Source organism: Rhodoferax lacus (genome assembly GCF_003415675.1).
GTDB classification, from domain to species: Bacteria; Pseudomonadota; Gammaproteobacteria; order Burkholderiales; family Burkholderiaceae_C; genus Allorhodoferax; species Allorhodoferax lacus.
The window spans coordinates 123,888-145,319 of the sequence record NZ_QFZK01000007.1; the positions used below are offsets into that span (position 1 = coordinate 123,888).

Here is a 21,432-nt window from a genome sequence, read left to right on the forward strand (position 1 = left end):
CTGACTAACATTGCAAAATTAACTCTTGAAGTTAAAATTACAATGATGATTGACCGCAAATTCGAATCCATTGTTCGCCAAAAACTGCTCCAGACACCTGCCGTGGTGTTGCTGGGGCCGCGCCAAGTGGGCAAAACCACCTTGGCCCGAACTCTGGCCAAAGACTGGCCCGGCGGCGCGGTGTATCTGGACCTGGAGCGCCCCGCTGACCGCCTTCGCCTGGAAGATGCCGACACTTACTTGCGCGCCCAGCAGGGCCGGTTGGTCATTCTGGACGAGATCCACCGCGCGCCGGGTGTGTTTGAAGTCTTGCGCGGCATCATCGACGACAACCGGCAAGCTGGCATGCGCAACGGCCAGTTCCTGTTATTGGGCTCGGCTGCCCTGGACCTCATGCGCCAAAGCAGTGAGACCCTGGCTGGGCGCGTGGCCTACATCGACATGGCCCCGCTCTCCAGCATGGAAGCCGCAGCCGCCGGCATTGCTGACAGCACCCTCTGGCTGCGTGGCGGCTTTCCCGACAGCTTGCTGGCGGCGGATGACGCGCAAAGCCTGGACTGGCGGCGCGACTTTATCCGCAGCTACCTGGAGCGCGACGTGCCCATGTTTGCACCTCGCCTGCCAGCCGAGACCATAGGCCGCCTGTGGACCATGCTGGCGCACAACCAGGGCAGCGTGCTCAACCAGGCGCACATAGCCGGTGCGCTGGGCGTGGCCAACCCCACCATAGACCGCTACATTGATCTGCTAGTGGATCTGCAACTGGTGCGCCGCCTGCGCCCATGGAGTGGCAATCTGGGCAAACGGCTGGTCAAGTCGCCCAAGGTGTATGTGCGCGACAGCGGCCTGCTGCACGGCCTGCTGGAGCTGGAGACCATGCACGACCTGCTGGGCCACCCGGTGTGCGGCCTGAGCTATGAGGGCTATTGCCTGGAGAACCTGATCCAGTCCGCCGGCCCGCGCCGCGTGCCCTACTTTTACCGCACCCAGGTCGGCGCTGAGATAGACCTGGTGTTGGAGAAGGGCGGCAAGCCCGAGATGGCGATAGAGGTCAAACGCTCCATGGCACCCAGCCCGGAAAAAGGCTTTGCGATTGCCTGCGACGACCTGCAGATCACGCAGCGCTATGTTGTGTACCCAGGGCTGGAGCGCATTCCACTACGCCATGGGGCGCAGGCCATTGGGTTGGGGGAGTTGGTGGACTTGCTGAGTCAGGAGTGAAGGGGTGACTAAAGAAAATTGGAAGTGGCCATCGGCGCCAACGTAGCATCCCGCTCTACCGAGTACGCCTACCCAAAGACCTCGTCTGCTGAAAAAGTGGGGCTAAGCCCCGCGTCCACAATGGCCAGACGCTTGACGGCCTCTTCGCCCCAAATGCGGTCTATTGCAGGGTCTGGTTTGTCCAGACTTTGCATCAACTGTTCGACAATCTCAAACCGCGCCGTCGCAGGCAAACGCAGTGCCTCTTGAATGATTTCATTGACTTTCATGGTGGCACCTCGATTGGTCAAGCGCTGGCTCGAATTTACACCGTCAGCCCACAACTGAAAATACTGCGCAGCGCGGTACCTACTTCGCCCCAGACAGCGCGCGCCCTTCGTAGGCGGCGCTGATGAAGGGCTTGGCTGCATCCAGGTCCGCCATGCTGCGTAGCGTGAGCTCCAAGTCGCCCGTGCCCCAATGCCCGATGCTGGTGACATCTCGCGCGTTGGGCAGGACCAGCAGCGCGGGCGCTGGATCCACGTGCAGGTGCAGCAGCAGGCAATTCTTCTTGTGCAGGATGACGGTGGCAAAGTTCTTCAGACGCTTGAAGGCCAGGTACAGGCGCAACTCTTTGCGCTGCACATCATCCCCAAGCGACAAGGTGTAGTCCTCCAGCGAGGCCAACAGCTGCAGCATGGGTTGAGGCAATACCGCCAGCAATTCGGCAAACGACTTGTCAGGGCCCGTGGCTTTCCCCGTAGCGCCATCGGTCAGTGCCGCAGGAGCGGCATCTGGCTTGGTGGAACCCTGCTTGGGCTGCTTTCCAGGAGTGGCCTTGGCGGCGGCATCACCCCCCGCGTTGGCGGACTCCAGCAACAGCAAGTCATCACCAAAGCGGCGGTAGCGGATCAGCTCAATGTTGCGGCCAATCTGCTGCACCGCATGGCCGTCGTACTTGGTGAAGTCCGCCGCGATGCACACCACACGTGGCGCGCTCCAGTCAATGGCATCGGCCGCTGCTGCGCCCAGCTTGTCCAGCACCAACAGCTTGAACTCGGCTTTGTGGTCCATCAGCCAGTCCAGATAGAACAGGCCTTGGTTGATGACGTTCTCTCCCACCGAGCGCTTGTATTCCAGAATCACCGGGCAATCGTTTTCATCCAGCCCCAGGGAATCAATGCGCCCGCCGTGCGTCTTGCCGGTGGAGTGTTCGCTGGCCAGGAAACGGATGCTGAGCAGCGGCACCAGATTGGCCTCGATCAGCGTTTGCAAGGGGCGCTCCAGATCGGAGGCACTGCCTTGCAGTTCGGTGGCTTGGCCTGCTGTCAGGCGGAATAGTTTGATGTCGCTCATGGGCTTGATCCTCGTGTTGTACCTTCAGAAATACTGGCTCATCAACTACCCAGCAAGTACCTTGCCTATTGGGTTATGCGAAGTCGGCTGCCATTCAAAACAAGCGACCAAACCCACCATCCCCACCCACCCCCATCACCAGCCGCTGCGTAGCCCGCGTGGCCGCCACATAAAACACCCGCGCAGCTTCTGTTTCATCCTCGCCCTGTGCAGGCATATGCCCCACGCCGGGTAGCGCCACCACGGGGAACTCCAGGCCCTTGCTGACTTTCATGGTCATGATCTGGATGGCGTCAGCGCGGGGGTTGAAGTCGCCACTGCGCTTGCGCACATTGAAGGGCAGCTTGCGCTGGTTCAAGGCGGTGGCGCACAGGTCCATGGTGGCGTAGTCGTGGCACAGGATGGCCATGTCGCCCCAGGCGTGGCCCTCTTTGTGGGCGGCGCTTAGCTGGTCGGCAATGGCATAGGCCTCTTCGCGCAAGCTGGGCAGGCGGATCAGGACGGGCTCCTGGCCGTCGCGGCCGCAGCTGATGGGCTTGACCAGCGGGATGCCGTCATCGTCCTTGTCGTCCGCTGTCAGCAGGTCCGAGGCAATCAGGTTGGCCGTCTGCAGAATCTGCCGGGTGTTGCGGTAATTGATTTTCAGAATGGTGGTGCGGCCCTGGGCCTGCACCCCCACGCTCTTGAAGCTGAATTGCTTGCTGCGCGCACGCTCATAGATGCTTTGCGCATCGTCATACAGCAAGAGCAGGCTGTTGGTGCTCGGGTCCACCATTTGCGTGACCAGCTTGAGCCATTCGGGCGCGAAGTCGTGGCCCTCGTCTATCAGTACAGCCTGGTACTGGCCGCTGGGGATGTGCTTGCGCTCCACGCCACGGATGACGCCATCCACCATCGCATCAAACATCTGCGGGCCTTGCGCGGGCAAGGGCTGACCGAAGGCCACCAACTGGTCGCGGCACCATTTGTGGAAATGCCGTACATGCACCTGTTCGCCCAGGCCTTTGGCCTGCATCACGCTGTGCAGCTTCACACCCAGCGGCTCGTTGAAGCACAGGATGAGCACGGGTTTGCTGGTGGGTGTGCTGGCTTTGGCGAGGTATTCGGCGCGGTAGCCCAGGATCATGGTCTTGCCCGAACCGGCCACGCCGTGGATGACACGGTGGCCATCGCCCAGGGAGCGCGCCAGCTGCTCTTGCTGCAAGTCCATCACACGCATGATGCTGGGCAGTTCGGCCTCGCTATCGTTGTCGTCAAACAGGGCGCCCTGGGTTTGCACACGCACCTGCGGAAACATGTTCCAGCGCACGCGGTCCAGTTGCGGCAATGAGATGGCGCCACCAAAAGAATAGGCAAACATATTCCACAGGCGCTGCTGAAAGGCTTCGGGGTCGGCCGACTCCAGCATTTCGTCCTGGCAGATGACGTGGTGCGGTTCTATGGTGTTGCCCAGTTCCGCGTCATCAAACTGCTTGCGCGTAATGCGCGTGAACACCACGCCGTGGCCCCAGGGAAAGGCCAGCTTGCCTTGGTGGGGACCGGTCTCTTGCACCAGTTGCGGGTCGCGCTCCAGGGCGTTCACCACCTGGATGGCGCAGTGGCGTGCTTGCGCCAAAGGGTTGATCACAGTCTTGGGCCTGCCATCGGCCAGGATGTCCCAGGCCTGTCTGCTGGCATGGCGGATGGTGTCGAGCTTCCAGTCCTTGGTTTCCAGAATCAGCAGGCCGCGTTTGGGATGCAGCACCACAAAGTCCGGGTGCGTTTGCCTGGGGCCAATGGGCACGTTGTGCCACAGCAGATAGTCGTCATCCAGCTTTTGCTCCAGGCGCTCGGCCAGGCGGCGTTCGCCGGTGGAATCAAATGAGGTCGTGCCAATTGCGGGTATGAGTGTTGCCATGCGCCAAGCGGCCAGAGCCCCGCCGCGGGGTGTGGCCAAGAGTTCCTGTTTGGATATTTATTATGTGGCGGCCCTGCGCGCAGCCGCCCTCCCTGGGTTTCAAACCCTTGCAATCATTCTAGAGGGAGTGGACCAGGCCGGCAGGCTTATTTGCTGCCGTGCCCGGTCGCCAGGTGAGCCCTTGCGGCCCACCGACAGAAGGCTCTCAGGCCTTCAAATGCTTGCCAGCAATCCCCGCCAGCTCAAACATCGTCACCTGCGGTTTGCCGAACACGGCCAGCAGCTTGGCGTCGGCGTTGATGGCGCGCTTGTTGGTGGCGTCTTGCAGGCCGTTGGCCTTGATGTAGTCCCACAGTTTCTTGATGACCTGCGTGCGGGCCACCGGTTCGCTGCCGATGACGGCGGCCAACTCGGCGCTGGGGGTCATGCCGGAGGCGGCGGTGGTCTTGCGCTCGGCTTTGGGCTTGGCCACCTTGGTGGCCGGTGCCTTCTTGGCCGCTGCGGCTTTCTTGGCGGGGGCCTTCTTCGCTGCAGCGCCAGCCGCAGCCTTGGCAGCAGGGGCCGGGCGGCCTGCCGCAGTCTTGCGCGGCGGGAACTTGCTGGGGGCAAATTCGAAGTTCACCTTGCCCGCTTCCGCGTCCCAGGCCAGCATGGCCTTGAAGGCGCGGCGGGTGCGCATGGAGACAAACTTGTCCAGCAAATCGGTCTTGCCCGTGGCCAGGAGCTTTTGCATTTGCGCGCGCTCGATGGGCTGCTGCAGGATGACCTGGCCGCTCTTGAAGTCGCAGCTGGGCGTGGGGTGGGCGTGGGTGGGCACCGAGCGGTCGCACACGTAGTTCTTGCCGTGCTCGTACACCGAGCCGCCGCCGGCATCGCCCGCACCGGCACCGCACTTGGGGCATGGGCCTAACGTTTCCTGGGCCGAGAAGTCGATGAGCTCGCCGCTTTCCTCGCCGGCCTTGTCGTCACCGAAATCAAACTCCAGCTTGTAGTTCTTGGCTTCTTCGTCGAACTTGATAACCATCTCGGCCGTGAAGGGCCAGCCGGCCTTGGAGCGGAAGCCGTCCAGCGGGCCTATGTGTTTGTCGCGCAGGAATTGCTCCACCTCGGCGGGCTCGAAGGTGCGCCCGGCCGGTGACTTGCCGAACGAGAAGCCGCAGCCTTCTTCGGCTCCGGTCTTGCCGGTGCAGGTGTAGCGGCGGTAGTTTTCCTTGATGATGCCGCCGCAGTTGGGGCAGGGGGCGGCCAGCGTGGCGTAGTCACCGGGGATGGTGTCGCGGTCGTATTCCTTGGCCTTCTTGACCATGCGCTCGGTCATGGACGCAATCTCGGCCATGAAGGTTTCGCGCCTGAGCTTGCCCTGCTCCATCTGGGCCAGCTTGTATTCCCACTCGCCGGTGAGCTCGGCCTTGGAGAGTTCCTCCACGCCCAGGCCGCGCAACAGCGTCATCAGCTGAAACGCCTTGGCCGTGGGGATGAGCTCGCGCCCTTCGCGCAGCATGTATTTCTCGGCAATCAGCCCTTCGATGATGCTGGAGCGGGTGGCCGGAGTGCCCAGGCCCTTTTCCTGCATGGCCTCACGCAGCTCGTCGTCTTCCACGGTCTTGCCTGCACCTTCCATGGCGCCCAGCAGGGTGGCTTCCGAGTAGCGTGCGGGCGGCTTGGTTTTGAGGCCTTTGGGGTCGACCGGGTTGCCGTGCACTTTTTCATTCGGTTGCACGGGAACCAGGTTCTGGCCCTTGTCGCCTTCCTTGGCGTCAGCCACTTCCTCGGCGGCTTCCTTGCCGTAAATGGCCAGCCAGCCAGGTTTCACCAGCACCTTGCCTTCAGTCTTGAAGCTGTGCTCCAGGGCCTTGGTAATACGCGTGGTGACCTGGTATTCGGCACTGGGGAAGAACACGGCCATGAAGCGGCGCACCACCAGGTCATAGACCTTTTGCTCGGCCTCGCTCAGGCCGCTTGGCGCCTGCAGCGTGGGGATGATGGCAAAGTGGTCGCTCACCTTGGCGTTGTCGAACACGCGCTTGGTGGGCTTGATGTAGTTGTTGTTCAGCGCGGTGAGCGCGTGGGGTGCCAGGTGGCGCATGCCGCTGTCAGCCAGCATCTCGAAGGTGCTCTTGACCACCGGCACATAGTCTTCGGGCAGGTTGCGCGAATCGGTACGCGGGTAGGTCAGTGCCTTGTGGCGCTCATACAAAGACTGCGCAATCGACAGCGTGGTCTTGGCGCTGTAGCCGAACTTGCCATTGGCCTCGCGCTGCAGGCTGGTCAGGTCAAACAGCAGAGGCGAGGCCTGGGTGGTGGGCTTGCTTTCTTCTGTGACCGTGGCGGGCTGGCCGCGCACCGCATCGGCGATTTGCTGGGCCTCGCGCTGGCTCCAGACGCGGTCGGCTTTCAGTTCGGCGTCATCGGGGTTCTTCTTCCACTGCGGGTTGAACCACTTGGCGGGGTACTCACCGGCCTGGGCGGCAAAGGTGGCGTGCACTTCCCAGTAGTCGCGGCTGATGAATTTGCGGATCTGCTCTTCGCGCTCCACCACCACCGACAGCGTGGGGGTTTGTACCCGGCCCACGGTGGTCAGAAAGAAGCCGCCGTCGCGCGAGTTGAAGGCGGTCATGGCGCGTGTGCCGTTGATGCCCACCAGCCAGTCGGCTTCAGACCTGCAGCGCGCGGCATCGGCCAGGGGCTGCATCTGCGCGTTCGTGCGCAGGGCGCCAAAGCCGTCGCGGATGGCCTGGGGCGTCATCGACTGCAGCCACAGGCGCGAGACCGGCTTGCCCAGCGGCTTGGCGCCACCGGCGTACTGCTCGATCAAACGAAAAATCAGCTCGCCCTCGCGGCCCGCGTCACAGGCGTTGATGATCTTGTCCACATCCTTGCGCTTGGCCAGCTTGACCACGGCGTTCAGGCGCGTCTTGGTCTTGTCCACGGGCTTGAGGTCAAAGTGCGGCGGGATCACCGGCAGGTTGGCAAAGCTCCACTTGCCGCGCTTGACGTCGTATTCCTCGGGCGCCTGGATTTCCACCAGGTGACCCACGGCGCTGGAAACCACATAGCTGTCGCTCTCGAAGTACTCGTCGTGCTTCTCGAACTTGCCCGCAGTGGGCGTAAGCGCGCGGACGATGTCCTGGGCGACGGAAGGCTTCTCTGCAATGACCAGTGTTTTATTCAAAACGGCGTCTTTCATGTCTGACTACAATCCAGTTTCTCGCGCACGCACGGGTGCGCGCGCTCACATACGCAGGCACGCACATGCGCGCCCATACGATTCACCATACCAAATTTTTGCGCTGTGTCCAAAAACCCTTCCAAAACCACCAAGCCCTCTGACAGCCGCCGCATACAGACCCGACGCTCCGGCGTACACGGCAAGGGCGTGTTTGCGCTGGTGGACATTGCCGAAGGGGAGACCATCATTGAGTACGTGGGCGAGGTCATCAGCTGGCCCGAGGCACAGCGCCGCCATCCCCACGACCCGAGCGACCCCAACCACACCTTCTACTTTCATGTGGACGAGGAGCATGTGATTGACGCGCTGTTTGGCGGCAACTCCTCGCGCTGGATCAACCATTCCTGCGATGCCAACTGCGAGGCCGATGAGCAGGAGGGCCGCATCTTCATCAAGGCGCGGCGCAACATCAAGGCTGGTGAAGAGCTGAACTACGACTACGGCCTGATCATCGACGAGCGCTATACCCCCAAGCTCAAGGCCGAGTACCCCTGCTGGTGCGGCGCCAAAAAATGCCGGGGCACCTTGCTGGCTCCCAAGCGCGGGAAACGTTGAACACCCCCGTCCAGGCTCACTGCGTGTAGCCTGTTCCCCCCTCAAGGGGGCAATGCCGGTGGCCCGGCGGAGCCGGTTCCACGGCATTCCTGGTAGCAGGCACTTCACACGGAGCCTTTGTTTGATGACGATTCGCTGGTCCGCTGAAAGCATTTGGGAAGCCGTGGTGCCGTTGTTGCCCGGCTTCACCATCGAGATCCTGCCTACGGTGGATTCCACCAACACCGAGCTGATGCGCCGCGCGCGCGCCGGGCAAACCGAGCCCACCTTGCTGGTGGCCGAGCGCCAGACTGCGGGCCGCGGCCGTCTGGGGCGCGATTGGCAGAGCGATACCCAGGAAGGGCTGGCCACATTGACCTTCTCGCTGGGGCTGCCGCTGCAGCCAGCCGACTGGTCCGGTCTGTCCCTGGCTGTGGGCCTGGCGGTGGTGCAAAGCCTGCACCCGGCGCTGCAGCTCAAATGGCCCAACGACGTCTGGCTGCAAGACCGCAAGCTGGCCGGCATCCTGATTGAAACCACCAGCGTGGGCGATGTGCGTTTTTGCGTCATCGGTATCGGCATCAACCTGCTGCCGCGCGACAGCGCTGGTCTGCGCACGCCTGCAGCGGCCTTGCAGGAGCTGCTGGCGCAAGTAGACGCACCCTCGGCGCTTGCGGCCGTTGTGCTGCCGCTGGTGCGTGCGGTGCAGGGCTTTGAGGCCGAGGGCTTTGCCGCGCTGCGCACCGCGTTCCATGCGCGCGACCTGCTGTACGGCCGTGAGGTGGTCTGCACCGACGGCAACACCGGCATGGCCCGTGGGGTGGACGCCAGTGGCGCCCTGCTGGTGCATACTGACAAGGGACTTCAAAAAATCAGCAGTGCGGAGGTGAGTGTGCGACCCGCGCCTGCTGCCCTATCGACGGACCCACAGCCTGACCTATAGCCCACCATGCGATTGCTTGCACTGATTCTGCTGCTGGCCAATGGCCTCTACTACGCCTGGGGCCATGAGCTGCTGCGCGGCTACGGCTTTGGGCCCACACAGCAAAGCGAGCCGCGGCGCCTGGCGCAGCAGATCGCGCCCGAGGCCGTGCGCCTCCTGAGTGCTGCCGATTTCAAGCGCATAGAGGAAGAAGTCAAGCAGGACCAGGCCCCCAAGGAATGCCTGCAGGCCGGCCCGTTCGACGCGGCACAGGCCACGGCCCTGCGCCAGACGCTGGGGCAGATCCTGCCCGTTGACAGTTGGGTGCTGGAGGAGTCTGCACTGGCGGCCCGCTGGATTGTCTATATGGGCAAGTACGCCACCCCCGACCTGCTGGCCAAAAAGCGCACCGAGGTGCTGGCGATGAACCTCAAGCCCGAGAGCGTGGGCAATGCCACGCTGGAGCCGGGTTTCTCGCTGGGTGGCTTCGAAGACAAGGCTGATGCGGACGCCGAGCTGGCGCGTCTGGCAGCGCGCGGCCTGCATACGGCACGCGTGGTACAGGAGCGCTTGCCCTCGGTGGTCTATGTGCTCAGGTTGCCGGCGGTGGGTGCGTCGCTCAAGCCCAAGGTGGCTGAGCTGCGCAGTGCGCTGGGCAGCACGTCTGTGCATAGCTGCAATTGAGCCGGGCGCCTGCAGCCCCTGGCCCGCACGGGGTCAGCTGAACTGGGGCACACCCGCATCGGCGGGAAAGCGCACGGTAAAGCAGCAGCCCGGCGGATTCTGGCCGGGGCGGGCATCGTCCACCGTCACTTCGGCGCGGTGCTGGCGCGCAATCTCCAGCACGATAGGCAGCCCCAGGCCGGAGCCATCGGCCTCATTGCCCAGGGCGCGGTAAAACGGCTGGAACACCAGTTCGCGTTCGGCCGGGGCAATGCCGGGGCCGGAGTCTTCCACCTGGATCACCAGCACCTTGCTGAACGGGTCAATCAGCACGCGCGCGGTGATGATGCCCGGGCGCGCCGCGCGCGAGGGTGTGTAGTTGATGGCGTTGTCCACCAGGTTGCGCACCATCTCGGTCAAGAGCGTCAGGTTGCCCTGCACCATCACACCTTCCGAGCCGGGTTGGGCGCCCTCGTAGCCCACGTCAATGTGCTTGTCCATGGCGCGCGGCACGCAGTCGCGGATCACGTCCATGGTCAGGCGCGCCACATCGCAGGGCTGGTGCGCCAGCACCGTGCTGCTGCTCTCGGCGCGGGCCAGGGCCAGGAGCTGGTTGACGGTGTGGGTGGCGCGGATGCTGGAGCGGCCAATCTGGCGCAGCGAGAGCTTCAGGTCCTCGGCACTGGCGCCTTCGCGCTGCGCTAGATCAGCCTGCATGCGCAGGCCCGCCAGCGGCGTCTTGAGCTGGTGCGCGGCATCGGCCAGAAAGCGCTTTTGCGTGGCAATCGAGTCCTTCAGGCGCATCAGCAAGTCGTTCACGGAAGACACCAGCGGCGCCACTTCCATGGGCACGGCTTCTACTTCGAGCGGACTCAGGTCATCGGGGTTGCGCGCGCGGATGCGCTCCTCCAAGCGGTTGAGCGGCTTGATGGCCTGCACCAGCGCCAGCCACACCAGCAGCACGGCCAGGGGCAGCACCACAAACTGCGGCAGCATCACGCCCTTGACGATTTCGGTGGCCAGCACCGAGCGCTTGTCCATGGTCTCGGCCACCTGCACCAGTGCAGGGCTGGTGTTGGGCGCATCCAGCCGCACCCACATGTAGGCCACCTTGAGCTCCACGCCCTTGTACTCGTCATCGCGCATATGGACTTCGCCGGTTCCGGCCTTGTCCATATCCCCAGGCAGGGGCAGATTTTTCTCGCCACTCAGGAACTCGCCCTTGGGGCCCAGCACCTGGTAGTAGACCGTGTCGGCGTCGTCCGCGCGCAGCAGTTCGCGGGCCGGCAGCGGCAGCACAAACTGCGCGTGGTTGTTCTTGAGGGTGATGAGCTGCGCCAGCGCGCTCACGTTGTATTCCAGCGCCCGATCGAACGGCTTGCCGGCAATGCCCTGCGCCACCAGCCACGTCAGCACCAGGCTGACGGGCCACAGCAGCAAGAGCGGCGTGAGCATCCAGTCCAGGATCTCCCCGAAAAGAGAGCGCTGCTCACGCTGGAAGATTTTCATGCCGCGGGAGTCTGGCTATCCAGGGATTTTCTCAAGGCAGTAGCCCAGGCCGCGCACGGTGGCAATGCGGATCGGGCCCTTCTCGATTTTCTTGCGCAGGCGGTGGATGTAGACCTCGATGGCGTTGTTGCTCACCTCTTCGCCCCACTCGCACAAGCGCTCTACCAACTGGTCCTTGCTGACCAGGCGGCCAGCGCGCTGCAGCAGCACTTCCAGCAGGCCCAGCTCGCGGGCAGACAGCTCCACCATCTTGCCGTCTATGGTGGCCACGCGCCCGGCCTGGTCATAGGTCAGCGGCCCGTGCTTGATGCTGCTGCTGGACGCCCCCATGCCCCGGCGCACCAGGGCGCGCACGCGGGCCTCGAGCTCCTGCAGGCTGAAGGGTTTGGCCATCTAATCGTCAGCGCCGTAGTCCAGGCCCTTGACGCGTTCTTCCACGCTGTCGGCGGCGGTGAGGATGAGCACGGGCAGTGCGGAGCCACGGGCGCGCAATTTCTTGAGCACCTCCAGGCCGTGCATCTTGGGCAGGCCCAGGTCCAGGATCAGCAGGTCGAATTCGGTGTTGGTCATGAGCGCGGCGTCGGCCTCGGAGCCGCTGGCCACATGGTCTACCGCCGCCCCCGCGCTGCGCAGGGCACGCAACAATCCGTCCGCCAGAACCTGGTCGTCTTCCGCAATCAAAATCCGCATCGCAGTCTCCTTCTTGTTCCAGCATTCTAGGCCTGCACTTTCATGGGCACCTGCGCTGGAGCAAGACATTGCGCAGCTTTTGCGTGGCCCGGGGCTGCATGGGACGCCTTGGTGCGAATCAGGTGCCGCTGTAGGCCTCCAGACCCAGTGTCACCACAGTGGCCACCTCGTTGCCGATGGCGCTGCGCATCTCCGCTTCGGCCTGTGCCACGGCGTGCTGGTAAGCCGCCAGCCAGGCCAGGCCGGCCTCGGTAAACACCACGCGCTTGGCGCGGGCGTCACTGCCATGGCCCTGCCGCTGCACCATGCCCCAGGCCTCGCACTGGTTCACCAGCGTGCCCATGGCCTGCTTGCTCATGCCGGCCGCCTGCGCCAGGTCCGTGAGGCGCGCGCCCTCGACAGACAGGTGGCGCGTGATGTGGATATGGGCCGCGCTGATCTGGCCGCGCGCCGCCAGATTGGCTAGGCCCAGCGGTACACCGGGGTGCTGGGCCATGCATTCCATGACCCGCGCATCAAAGCGCGCCAGCGCCAGGCGCAGCCAGTGGCCCGCATGGGCGCTGCGCCAACTGCTGTCTGTGGAGAGAGATTCAGCCATACGGTAAATGGTAATGCAAACTGACTAAAAAATGTGTTTACCGATTTCAACAAGCGCCGTTAAACTACTGTTCAAGCATCCAGCCTGTAATTAACAGCAGATGCAAAAACAGTATTCACACCCAACGACACATTTAGGAGATTTCTCATGGACGCACCGGTTAAAGGCATGGCCCCCAGCAGCGAAAAAGCCAAGGCCCTGGCAGTGGCACTGGCCCAGATTGAAAAGCAGTTTGGCAAGGGCACCATCATGCGTCTGGGCGAGGGCGAGGTGATTGAGGACATCCAGGTGGTCTCCACCGGCTCGCTGGGTCTGGACATCGCCTTGGGCGTGGGCGGCCTGCCGCGCGGCCGCGTGGTGGAAATCTACGGCCCGGAGTCTTCCGGCAAAACCACGCTCACCCTGCAGGTGATTGCCGAGATGCAAAAGCAAGGCGGCCAGTGCGCCTTTGTGGATGCCGAACACGCGCTGGACATCCAGTACGCGCAAAAGCTGGGCGTGAACCTGCAAGACCTGCTGATCAGCCAGCCCGACACCGGCGAGCAGGCTCTGGAAATTGTGGACAGCCTGGTGCGCTCCGGCGCGGTCGATCTGATCGTGGTCGACTCGGTGGCAGCACTCACCCCCAAGGCGGAATTGGAAGGCGAAATGGGCGACAGCCTGCCCGGCCTGCAAGCCCGCCTGATGAGCCAGGCCCTGCGCAAGCTCACCGCCCACATCAAGAAGACCAACTGCATGGTCATCTTCATCAACCAGATCCGCATGAAGATCGGCGTGATGTTCGGCAGCCCCGAGACCACCACCGGCGGCAACGCGCTGAAGTTCTACGCCTCGGTGCGCCTGGACATACGCCGCACCGGCACCATCAAAAAGGGTGACGACGCCATTGGCAACGAGACCAAGGTCAAGGTGGTCAAGAACAAGGTGGCCTCGCCCTTCAAGACGGCCGAGTTTGACATCCTGTTTGGCGAGGGCATCAGCCGCCACGGCGAAATCATCGACATGGGGGTGAACGCCCACATCATCGAAAAGTCCGGCGCCTGGTACGCCTACCAGGGCGAGAAAATCGGCCAGGGCCGTGACAACGCACGCGAGTTCCTGCGCGAGAACCCCGACCTCTCGGTGGAGATCGAGAACAAGGTGCGCGAGTCCCTGGGCATCCCGCTGATTCCGGTGGCTGAGGTGGAAAAGACTGCAGGCAAGAAGGCCGGCAAGGCCGACAAAGCGGAAAAGGCAGAGAAGGCAGACAAGGCCGAGTAAGCCCAGGTCGGCGCATGGCAGTCACCCCCCTTTCCCTGACCGGGCGCGCGCTGCGCCTGCTCTCGGGTCGCGAGCATTCGCGTGCCGAGCTGGAGCGCAAGCTCACCCGGTTTGAGGAAGAGCCGGGTGCGCTGGCCGCAGTCCTCGACAAGCTGCAAGCCAAGGACTTCATCAACGAAGGCCGTGTGGTCGAGTCCGTGCTGCACCGCCGCGCTGCCAAGCTGGGCACGCAACGCATCAAGCAGGAGCTGCAGGCCAAGGGTCTGGAGCCCGAAGCGGTCGCCGATGCGGTAGAGCGCTTGCGTGCCAGCGAAGTGGAGCGGGCGCGCGAGGTGTGGCGCAAGAAGTTTGGCTCTTCGCCGGTAGATGCGGCCGAGCGTGGCAAGCAGATGCGGTTTTTGGCGAGCCGGGGCTTTGGCGGGGATGCGATTCACAAGGTGGTGTCGGGGGGCGACGAGGACTGATTTGCCAAGTCCTTTAAGTCCTTTGGTTCCTGCGTATGTGCCTGCCGGGGTGGGTATTGCCGGGGGCCTCATACTGCGGGTACGCACAAATCGGCCCCCGGCAATACCCACCCCGGCGAGTACATAAGCCGCTTGTGTACAGAGAACAAATACCGGGCCACTTCAGCCAAGCATTGAACAGCAAAGCAACGCTGAAGCAGTGAAGCATCAAAGCCAACCAGAAGCAAATCGTCAGACGGGAAGCTAAAGCGTCAGCCCCACAAATGACCGGCAGGGCTGGGGTAAGGCCCCGGACCGATTTGTGCGTACCCGCAGTATGAGGGCCGGGGCCTTACCCCAGCCCTGCCAGCGAGCAAAAACAACGCAGCGCCTCTGAATAACGAAACGCCACTTAGCCTCTTAAATACCCAACATCAGCTGCAAGTTTTGCACCGCCGCACCACTGGCACCCTTACCCAGGTTATCCAGCCGCGCCACCAGCAAAGCATGACCCGCTTCGTTGTTGGAAAACACCCGCAGTTCCATCTTGTTGGTATTGGCCAAAGCCACCGCATCGAGCTTCAGGTCGGCCGTGGCCGGCTCCACCGTCACCCAGGTGCTGCCGGCGTAATGACGAGCCAAAGCCTCGTGCAAATCCGCAGCCGTGGGCTTGCCCGGCAAGGTGTCTAGATGCAGCGGCAACTGCACCAGCATGCCCTGCACAAAATTCCCGACTGAGGGCACAAACAAGGGCCTGCGCGTGAGGCCGGTGTAGCGCATGATTTCGGGAACGTGCTTGTGCTTCAGGCCCAGGGCGTACAGCTCCATGGGGGGCGCCTTGCCCTGCTCGTAGGCTTCCATCATGGAGCGCCCGCCACCGGAATAGCCGCTGATCGAAGGCAGACTCACCGCAAAGTCCGCAGGCACCAAACCGGCATCAATCAGAGGCCGCAGCAGCGCGATCGCACCCGTGGCGTAGCAGCCGGGGTTGGCTACACGCTGTGCCGCCACAACCGCCTCACGCTGACCGGCGGCCAGCTCCGGAAAGCCATAGACCCAGCCTGGCGCCGTGCGGTGTGCGGTGGACGCGTCAATGATCTTGGGGCCGGGCTTGCCACTCTCTGCGGCAATGGAGTCGACCATCGCCACCGACTCCACGGCAGCGTCGTCGTGCAGGCACAGCACCACCAGATCGGCCTGCGCCATCAGGGCGCGCTTGGCCAGCGGGTCCTTGCGCAGGGCCGGGTCAATGCTGAGCACTTCGACCGCGGACATGGTCTGCAGACGTTCGCGGATTTGCAGGCCGGTGGTACCGGCTTCGCCATCAATAAATATTTTTTTCATCGGATGCGGGCAGTAAGAAGCGGGAAACTTTCACTTGGTAACCTTGCAGTAACCAAGGGTTTGGGGGATGTGCTGTGTAAGTCTGGCAGAAGTTTTCTGCGCTGCAGCATGATACAGTCCCGCCCTGATGTGCCCAGTGCCATGTGTGTGAGATCGCTCTTGTACTGCATGGTGAACATTGTCCAGCCTCAAGAGAGATGTTATGAAGATTCATGAGTATCAAGGCAAGGAAATCTTGCGCCAATTCGGTGTGCCGGTGCCTCGCGGCATCCCCGCCTTCACCGTGCAGGAGGCTGTGGAAGCCGCACAAAAGCTGGGCGGCCCCGTGTGGGTTGTCAAGGCCCAGATTCACGCCGGAGGCCGCGGCAAGGGCGGTGGCGTCAAGGTTGCCAAGACCATTGAAGACGTCAAGCGCATCGCTGGCGAAATCCTGGGCATGCAGCTCATCACCCACCAGACCGGCCCTGAAGGCCAGAAGGTGCGCCGCCTCTACATCGAAGACGGTGCCGACATCCAGAAGGAATACTACGTCTCCGTGGTGACCGATCGCGGTACGCAAAAGGTGGCCTTCATTGCCTCCAGCGAAGGCGGCATGGACATCGAGGAAGTGGCCCACTCCACCCCTGAGAAAATCATCACCGAGTTCATCGACCCGCTGACCGGTCTGGGCGATGAGCAAGCCAAGAAGATTGCAGACGCCATCGGCATGCCCGCTGGCTCCACCGCACAAGCCGTGGACATCTTCCAGAAGCTCTACAAGTGCTACATGGACACCGACGCGTCCCTCGTGGAAATCAACCCTCTGAACCGCGACGGCAAAGGCAACGTGATTGCCCTGGACGCCAAGTTCAACTTTGACTCCAACGCCCTGTACCGCCATCCCGAAATCGTGGCCTACCGCGATCTGGACGAAGAAGACCCTGCCGAAGTCGAAGCTTCCAAGTTCGACCTGGCCTACATCAGCCTGGACGGCAACATCGGCTGCCTGGTGAACGGTGCCGGCTTGGCCATGGCCACCATGGACACCATCAAGCTGTACGGCGCTGAGCCCGCCAACTTCCTGGACGTGGGCGGCGGTGCCACCCCCGAGAAGGTCACTGAAGCCTTCAAGATCATGCTGAAAAACCCCAAGGTCAAGGCCATCATGGTCAACATCTTTGGCGGCATCATGAAGTGCGACACCATCGCCACCGGCGTGATCACAGCCTGCAAGGCCGTGAACCTGTCCGTGCCTCTGGTGGTGCGCATGAAGGGTACCAACGAAGATCTGGGCAAGAAGATGCTGGCCGAATCCGGCCTGCCCATCATCAGCGCAGACTCCATGGCCGAAGCGGCCCAAAAAATCGTGGCAGCGGTCAAGTAAGGAACAGTCATGTCGATCTACATCAATAAAGACACCAAGGTCATCACCCAAGGCATTACCGGCAAGACCGGTCAGTTCCACACGGAAAAATGCCAGGAATACGCGAACGGCAAGAACTGCTTCGTCGCAGGCGTGAACCCCAAGAAGGCTGGCGAGTCCATCTTCAACATCCCGATCTACGCCTCCGTCAAGGAAGCAGCATCGGAAACCGGCGCGACCGTGTCGGTGATCTATGTGCCACCGGCCGGTGCCGCTGCTGCCATCTGGGAAGCTGTGGAAGCCGACCTGGACCTGGCTATCTGCATTACCGAAGGCATCCCGGTGCGTGACATGCTGGAAGTGCGTAACCGCATGAAGCAAAAAGAGCTCGCTGGTGGCAAGAAGACTTTGCTGCTCGGCCCGAACTGCCCCGGCCTCATCACCCCCGATGAAATCAAGATCGGCATCATGCCCGGCCACATCCACCGCAAGGGTCGTATTGGCGTGGTCTCCCGCTCCGGCACCCTGACGTACGAAGCCGTGGCACAACTGACCGAAATCGGTCTGGGCCAGTCGTCGGCTGTCGGTATTGGTGGCGACCCCATCAATGGCTTGAAGCACATCGACGTGATGCGTGCCTTCAATGACGATCCTGATACCGACGCGGTCATCATGATTGGCGAAATCGGCGGACCCGACGAAGCCGAAGCCGCCCGCTGGTGCAAGCTCAACATGAAGAAGCCTATCGTTGGCTTCATCGCTGGTGTCACCGCACCCGCAGGCAAGCGCATGGGCCACGCTGGCGCGCTGATCTCTGGCGGTGCCGATACGGCGGATGCCAAGCTCGCGGTGATGGAAGAGTGCGGCTTCAAGGTCACACGCAACCCCAGCGAGATGGCCAAGCTGCTCAAGGCCCTGCTGTAAGCAGAGCGCGCAAGCAACCCTGCGTCAGGCCTGCGGCCTGGCAGCAACCCAAAAGCCCAAGCCCCAGCGCTTGGGCTTTTTTGCTTTGGACGCGTTACTTTCTTGCCAAATACGCAAGCAATAAACCGTTCGGGCTATTGTCGGCCGGGGTGCCCTCTGCTAACGTCCATGACTGCAGCCAACCTATGGATGCAGGTGGGCGACTTTGGGGAGTGCGCCGATTGATTGAAATGGCTCAGGGGTGCCTTTGACGAAGTCTTCCAACATGAAAGCCGGAGCGTTCTGGCGCTCTGACCGGTTTGCCGGTGGGGCCCTCCTTTTGCTGTTCGCGGTATTGCAGTGGACTACTGACTTCACCGGGCCCCTGGAACGCCGTCTGTACGACTTTGCCAGCACCTTCACCGCAAGCCAGCCCTCGGACCGCATTGCCATCATTGCGATGGATGACCAAAGCATCGCCAGCCTGGGCCCCTTGCCCTGGCCGCGCGAAGTGCATGCCCGGCTGATCGACCAGCTGGCGGCTGCACAGGCCAAGACGGTGGTGCATACAGCGCTCATCCTTGGGGCGCCGCTCAGTCCTGGCCCGGATTTCCTTCACAAGATCAAAGACGCCCTGGACAGCGCTGGAGACGCAGGCCCCGATGCGGCCAACGCCCGCGCCAGTGCCTTGGTGGAAGAGGCACAGTCCTTGATGGACACCGATGCGGTGCTGGCCCACAGCCTGCAAAAGGCCGGCAATGTGCTGCTGCCCTCGGCGCCCACTTGGGCCGAGCCGCTGGCCCAAGCCGCTGCAGGCATTGGCCCTCTGACGCCATACCCGGATGTGGATGGCGTGGTGCGCGCCGAGCAATTGCTGGTGGGCGGCGGCAGCCGGGCCGTGCCCTCCCTGGCTTTGTTGGCCGCACTGAGCAGCCTCAACCTCCAGTCCCGTGACTTCCAACTGCAGCCGGGTGAATCGGTGCAGCTTGGCAAACTGCATCTGACGACCGATGCCGCAGGCCGCCTGTTGCCGCAGTTCTACCCCGCCCGAGGAGGCAAGCCGGCGTTTGCACTGGACTCGTTTGCTGACGTGCTGAGCGGCAAAATTGCGGCTGCCAAATACGCGGGCAAGATTGTCATCGTGGGTGCTACCGGTGCCGGGGCGGGCGTGACGTTTGCGGTGCCTGGCCATGCAGCGCTGACAACTCCCGAGGCCCTGGCGCACGTCACCTCCAGCATTCTGAAGGGGCATTTCTTCGTGCAGCCGGCCTGGGGTGTGTGGGCTTCGCTGGCGGCATTCCTGCTGGTGGCGGCCTACGGGCTTGCCGGTCTGCCACGCCTGTCTGCGGGGCATGCAGCGGCCAGCACCGTGCTGCTGTTGCTGGCCTTGCTGGTGACCGAGTTTGGACTGCTGGCAGTGGCCGCAATATGGATCAAGCTGGTCTTTCCGGCTACAGCCTTGGTGCTGGTCTACCTGAGCCTGGGCAGCAAGCGGCCTGCGCTGCACGGGTCGGCCCTGGCGAAGTCCGATGGCGAGACGGCCGAGACCCACCGCATGATGGGCCTGGCGCTGCAGGGTCAGGGTCAGCTGGACATGGCTTTTGAGCGTTTGCGCCGCGCCCCCATGGGCGAGGCCTTGCTGGGCGACCTGTACGGCCTGGCGCTGGAGTTCGAGGGCAAGCGACAGTTTGACAAGGCAGAGGCGGTGTACCAGCACATCGCGGGCTTTGATCCCGACTACAAAGATGTTCTGTCCAGACTCGCGCGGGCCAAGAATGTATCCGAATCCCCCAAGCCCGGTGCCGAGACCGCCAAACCAGGCGGCGACCTGCTTCCAGCAGTTGGCGCAGTGGACCAGCCCATGCTGGGGCGCTACCTGGTGGAAAAAGAGCTGGGCAAGGGCGCCATGGGGGTGGTCTACCTCGGGCGCGATCCGAAGATCGGTCGCGTGGTCGCCATCAAGACGCTGGCACTGAGCCAGGAGTTCGCGGGTGAAGACCTGGCCGATGCCCGGGCGCGCTTCTTCCGTGAGGCCGAGACCGCCGGGCGCCTGCAGCACCAGAACATCGTCACGATTTTTGACGCGGGCGAGGAGCATGACCTGGCCTTTATCGCCATGGAGTTTCTCAAGGGGCGCGATCTCTCGGACCACTGCCAGCGCGACCAGCTGCTGCCACCCGCCACCGTGGTGCGGATTGCGGAGCGCGTGGCCTCAGCCCTGGCCTATGCACACCAGCACCATGTGGTGCACAGGGACATCAAGCCCGCAAATATCATGTTTGATGCGGCCACCGACAGCGTGAAAGTGACGGACTTCGGCATTGCCCGCATTGCCGACGCCAGCAAAACCCGCACGGGCCTGGTTCTGGGCACGCCCAGCTTCATGTCACCAGAGCAATTGGCAGGTAAAAAAGTGGACGGACGCACCGACCTGTACTCTCTGGGGGTTATGCTGTACCAACTGCTGACTGGCGTTCTGCCTTTTCGTGGCGATTCAATGTCTGCTTTGATGTTCAAAATCGCCAACGAAGAGGCTGCCGATATTCGCAGTATTCGGCCGGAGCTTTCCGAATCCCTGGCCAATGTGGTGGCGCTGGCCTTGAGCAAAAGGCCCGAGACACGCTACCAGACCGGTGACCAATTTGCCGCCGATTTGCGGGCCCTGGCGCCGCCCGTCGCAGGTGGTGCGGACATTGAAATATAAAGACACGAATGATCTATAAATTTTGCGCAAAAACGGACACGGGTCGGGCCCGCGACAACAACGAAGACTCGATTGCCGTTGACGAGGAAACGCACCTGGCTGTCCTTGCCGATGGCATGGGCGGTTACAACGCAGGGGAGGTTGCCAGCGGGATGGCGACCGCGTTCATCAAATCGGAGCTGAGCCGCTGGCTGACCGAAGTGGGCGGTGTGGCGCGTTCGCGCGAGGTGCGCCGGGCCATGGAAATCTGCGTGGACAGCGCCAACCTGGCGATATACAACTCGGCCCATGCCAATGTGCACTACGCCGGCATGGGCACCACCCTGGTGGTGGCCGTGTTCCGTGAAGACGGCCTGGTGCTGGGGCATATTGGCGATTCCCGCTGCTACCGCTTTCGCGCCGGGCGGCTGGAGCAAATCACCCGTGACCATTCGCTGTTGCAGGAGCAGATCGATGCCGGTCTGATCACGCCGGAGCAGGCCGAACACTCCACCATCAAAAACCTGGTGACCCGGGCCCTGGGCGTGGAGTCGGGGGTGCTGATGGAGGTCAATGAGCATGCGGTGGAGATGGGTGATATCTATCTTTTGTGCTCGGATGGCCTCTCCGACATGGTGAGCGATGCGGTCATTGCCAAAATCATCAGCACCGAATCCACCCTGGAGCGGCAAGCCCAAGCCCTGGTGGACGCCGCCAATGACCACGGTGGGCGGGACAATATTTCCGTTTTGCTGGCCGAAGTAGCCGAAGCCAGTGAAAAGCGGGGTTTAATTGCGAGATTGCTAGGAAAATAGCCCGCATTAGTTTTTCCAAAATCAAACTTCAGGAAAAGGAGCCG

16 protein-coding genes and 2 pseudogenes are annotated in these 21,432 nt (G+C 62.7%); 10 read left to right on the forward strand and 8 right to left on the reverse strand.

Going from position 1 to position 21,432, the window contains the following annotated elements:
- Window positions 1–45 precede the first annotated feature (45 nt).
- Window positions 46–1,221 carry an ATP-binding protein gene (locus DIC66_RS12875; protein ID WP_199534740.1) on the forward strand — a complete coding sequence of 392 codons (1,176 nt, stop codon included), beginning with the start codon at window positions 46–48 and terminating at the stop codon, window positions 1,219–1,221.
- 68 nt (window positions 1,222–1,289) lie between these two features.
- Here the strand turns inward: DIC66_RS12875 and DIC66_RS12880 are convergent, their stop codons facing one another.
- From DIC66_RS12880 to DIC66_RS12895, 4 genes are all read right to left on the reverse strand, one after another.
- Window positions 1,290–1,490 (reverse strand): addiction module protein, encoded by a 201-nt coding sequence (locus DIC66_RS12880; RefSeq protein ID WP_117177806.1) that lies wholly within the window; start codon window positions 1,488–1,490, stop codon window positions 1,290–1,292.
- Window positions 1,491–1,569: 79 nt separating this feature from the next.
- Window positions 1,570–2,556 carry a DUF5655 domain-containing protein gene (locus DIC66_RS12885; RefSeq protein WP_117177808.1) on the reverse strand — a complete coding sequence of 329 codons (987 nt, stop codon included), beginning with the start codon at window positions 2,554–2,556 and terminating at the stop codon, window positions 1,570–1,572.
- A gap of 94 nt (window positions 2,557–2,650) precedes the next feature.
- Window positions 2,651–4,453, reverse strand: coding sequence for a DEAD/DEAH box helicase (locus tag DIC66_RS12890; RefSeq protein WP_117177953.1), 1,803 nt, complete (start codon window positions 4,451–4,453; stop codon window positions 2,651–2,653).
- Between the two features lie 205 nt (window positions 4,454–4,658).
- A complete protein-coding gene (locus DIC66_RS12895; RefSeq protein ID WP_199534741.1) occupies window positions 4,659–7,640 on the reverse strand; it encodes a DNA topoisomerase III in 2,982 nt (993 codons plus the stop codon).
- 105 nt (window positions 7,641–7,745) lie between these two features.
- On the opposite strand from DIC66_RS12895, the pseudogene DIC66_RS12900 reads away from it, so the two are divergent.
- The 3 genes and pseudogenes from DIC66_RS12900 to DIC66_RS12910 all read left to right on the forward strand — a co-directional run.
- Window positions 7,746–8,228 (forward strand): annotated as a pseudogene (locus DIC66_RS12900) (SET domain-containing protein); the annotation flags it as partial.
- 133 nt (window positions 8,229–8,361) lie between these two features.
- Complete coding sequence (locus DIC66_RS12905) at window positions 8,362–9,159, forward strand: biotin--[acetyl-CoA-carboxylase] ligase (RefSeq protein WP_117177812.1); 798 nt, start codon at window positions 8,362–8,364, stop codon at window positions 9,157–9,159.
- Between the two features lie 6 nt (window positions 9,160–9,165).
- Window positions 9,166–9,822 carry an SPOR domain-containing protein gene (locus tag DIC66_RS12910; RefSeq protein ID WP_117177814.1) on the forward strand — a complete coding sequence of 219 codons (657 nt, stop codon included), beginning with the start codon at window positions 9,166–9,168 and terminating at the stop codon, window positions 9,820–9,822.
- A gap of 33 nt (window positions 9,823–9,855) precedes the next feature.
- Here DIC66_RS12910 and DIC66_RS12915 read toward each other — a convergent pair whose 3' ends face one another.
- The 3 genes and pseudogenes from DIC66_RS12915 to DIC66_RS12925 form a co-directional block, all read right to left on the reverse strand.
- Window positions 9,856–11,310: a sensor histidine kinase gene (locus tag DIC66_RS12915; protein ID WP_117177816.1), complete on the reverse strand. Its 1,455-nt coding sequence runs from the start codon at window positions 11,308–11,310 to the stop codon at window positions 9,856–9,858.
- A 15-nt stretch (window positions 11,311–11,325) separates the two neighbouring features.
- Window positions 11,326–12,000, reverse strand: a pseudogene (locus DIC66_RS12920) (response regulator).
- Window positions 12,001–12,118: 118 nt separating this feature from the next.
- Window positions 12,119–12,598: a MarR family winged helix-turn-helix transcriptional regulator gene (locus DIC66_RS12925; protein WP_117177818.1), complete on the reverse strand. Its 480-nt coding sequence runs from the start codon at window positions 12,596–12,598 to the stop codon at window positions 12,119–12,121.
- Between the two features lie 147 nt (window positions 12,599–12,745).
- Here DIC66_RS12925 and recA point away from each other — a divergent pair, with 147 nt between their 5' ends.
- Window positions 12,746–13,858 carry a recombinase RecA gene (recA, locus tag DIC66_RS12930; RefSeq protein ID WP_117177820.1) on the forward strand — a complete coding sequence of 371 codons (1,113 nt, stop codon included), beginning with the start codon at window positions 12,746–12,748 and terminating at the stop codon, window positions 13,856–13,858.
- Window positions 13,859–13,872: 14 nt separating this feature from the next.
- Window positions 13,873–14,322: a recombination regulator RecX gene (gene recX / locus DIC66_RS12935; protein ID WP_117177822.1), complete on the forward strand. Its 450-nt coding sequence runs from the start codon at window positions 13,873–13,875 to the stop codon at window positions 14,320–14,322.
- A gap of 399 nt (window positions 14,323–14,721) precedes the next feature.
- Here the strand turns inward: recX and argC are convergent, their stop codons facing one another.
- Complete coding sequence (gene argC / locus DIC66_RS12940; protein ID WP_117177824.1) at window positions 14,722–15,645, reverse strand: N-acetyl-gamma-glutamyl-phosphate reductase; 924 nt, start codon at window positions 15,643–15,645, stop codon at window positions 14,722–14,724.
- 202 nt (window positions 15,646–15,847) lie between these two features.
- On the opposite strand from argC, the gene sucC reads away from it, so the two are divergent.
- From sucC to DIC66_RS12960, 4 genes are all read left to right on the forward strand, one after another.
- Window positions 15,848–17,008: an ADP-forming succinate--CoA ligase subunit beta gene (gene sucC / locus DIC66_RS12945; protein ID WP_117177826.1), complete on the forward strand. Its 1,161-nt coding sequence runs from the start codon at window positions 15,848–15,850 to the stop codon at window positions 17,006–17,008.
- A 9-nt stretch (window positions 17,009–17,017) separates the two neighbouring features.
- Complete coding sequence (gene sucD / locus DIC66_RS12950) at window positions 17,018–17,911, forward strand: succinate--CoA ligase subunit alpha (protein ID WP_117177828.1); 894 nt, start codon at window positions 17,018–17,020, stop codon at window positions 17,909–17,911.
- 265 nt (window positions 17,912–18,176) lie between these two features.
- Window positions 18,177–20,594 (forward strand): CHASE2 domain-containing serine/threonine-protein kinase, encoded by a 2,418-nt coding sequence (locus DIC66_RS12955; RefSeq protein WP_117177830.1) that lies wholly within the window; start codon window positions 18,177–18,179, stop codon window positions 20,592–20,594.
- 8 nt (window positions 20,595–20,602) lie between these two features.
- Window positions 20,603–21,388, forward strand: a complete 786-nt coding sequence (locus DIC66_RS12960) for a Stp1/IreP family PP2C-type Ser/Thr phosphatase (RefSeq protein ID WP_117177832.1) — start codon at window positions 20,603–20,605, stop codon at window positions 21,386–21,388.
- Window positions 21,389–21,432 lie beyond the last annotated feature (44 nt).

Coding starts and splice junctions, on each gene's coding strand:
- DIC66_RS12925 (WP_117177818.1), bottom strand. CDS start 12,598: ATGGCTGAATCTCTCTCCACAGACAGCAGTTGGCGCAGCGCCCATGCG.
- DIC66_RS12960 (WP_117177832.1), top strand. CDS start 20,603: ATGATCTATAAATTTTGCGCAAAAACGGACACGGGTCGGGCCCGCGAC.
- DIC66_RS12880 (WP_117177806.1), bottom strand. CDS start 1,490: ATGAAAGTCAATGAAATCATTCAAGAGGCACTGCGTTTGCCTGCGACG.
- recX (WP_117177822.1), top strand. CDS start 13,873: ATGGCAGTCACCCCCCTTTCCCTGACCGGGCGCGCGCTGCGCCTGCTC.
- sucC (WP_117177826.1), top strand. CDS start 15,848: ATGAAGATTCATGAGTATCAAGGCAAGGAAATCTTGCGCCAATTCGGT.
- sucD (WP_117177828.1), top strand. CDS start 17,018: ATGTCGATCTACATCAATAAAGACACCAAGGTCATCACCCAAGGCATT.
- DIC66_RS12915 (WP_117177816.1), bottom strand. CDS start 11,310: ATGAAAATCTTCCAGCGTGAGCAGCGCTCTCTTTTCGGGGAGATCCTG.
- DIC66_RS12890 (WP_117177953.1), bottom strand. CDS start 4,453: ATGGCAACACTCATACCCGCAATTGGCACGACCTCATTTGATTCCACC.
- DIC66_RS12885 (WP_117177808.1), bottom strand. CDS start 2,556: ATGAGCGACATCAAACTATTCCGCCTGACAGCAGGCCAAGCCACCGAA.
- DIC66_RS12955 (WP_117177830.1), top strand. CDS start 18,177: ATGAAAGCCGGAGCGTTCTGGCGCTCTGACCGGTTTGCCGGTGGGGCC.
- DIC66_RS12905 (WP_117177812.1), top strand. CDS start 8,362: ATGACGATTCGCTGGTCCGCTGAAAGCATTTGGGAAGCCGTGGTGCCG.
- DIC66_RS12895 (WP_199534741.1), bottom strand. CDS start 7,640: ATGAAAGACGCCGTTTTGAATAAAACACTGGTCATTGCAGAGAAGCCT.
- DIC66_RS12910 (WP_117177814.1), top strand. CDS start 9,166: ATGCGATTGCTTGCACTGATTCTGCTGCTGGCCAATGGCCTCTACTAC.
- recA (WP_117177820.1), top strand. CDS start 12,746: ATGGACGCACCGGTTAAAGGCATGGCCCCCAGCAGCGAAAAAGCCAAG.
- DIC66_RS12875 (WP_199534740.1), top strand. CDS start 46: ATGATTGACCGCAAATTCGAATCCATTGTTCGCCAAAAACTGCTCCAG.
- argC (WP_117177824.1), bottom strand. CDS start 15,645: ATGAAAAAAATATTTATTGATGGCGAAGCCGGTACCACCGGCCTGCAA.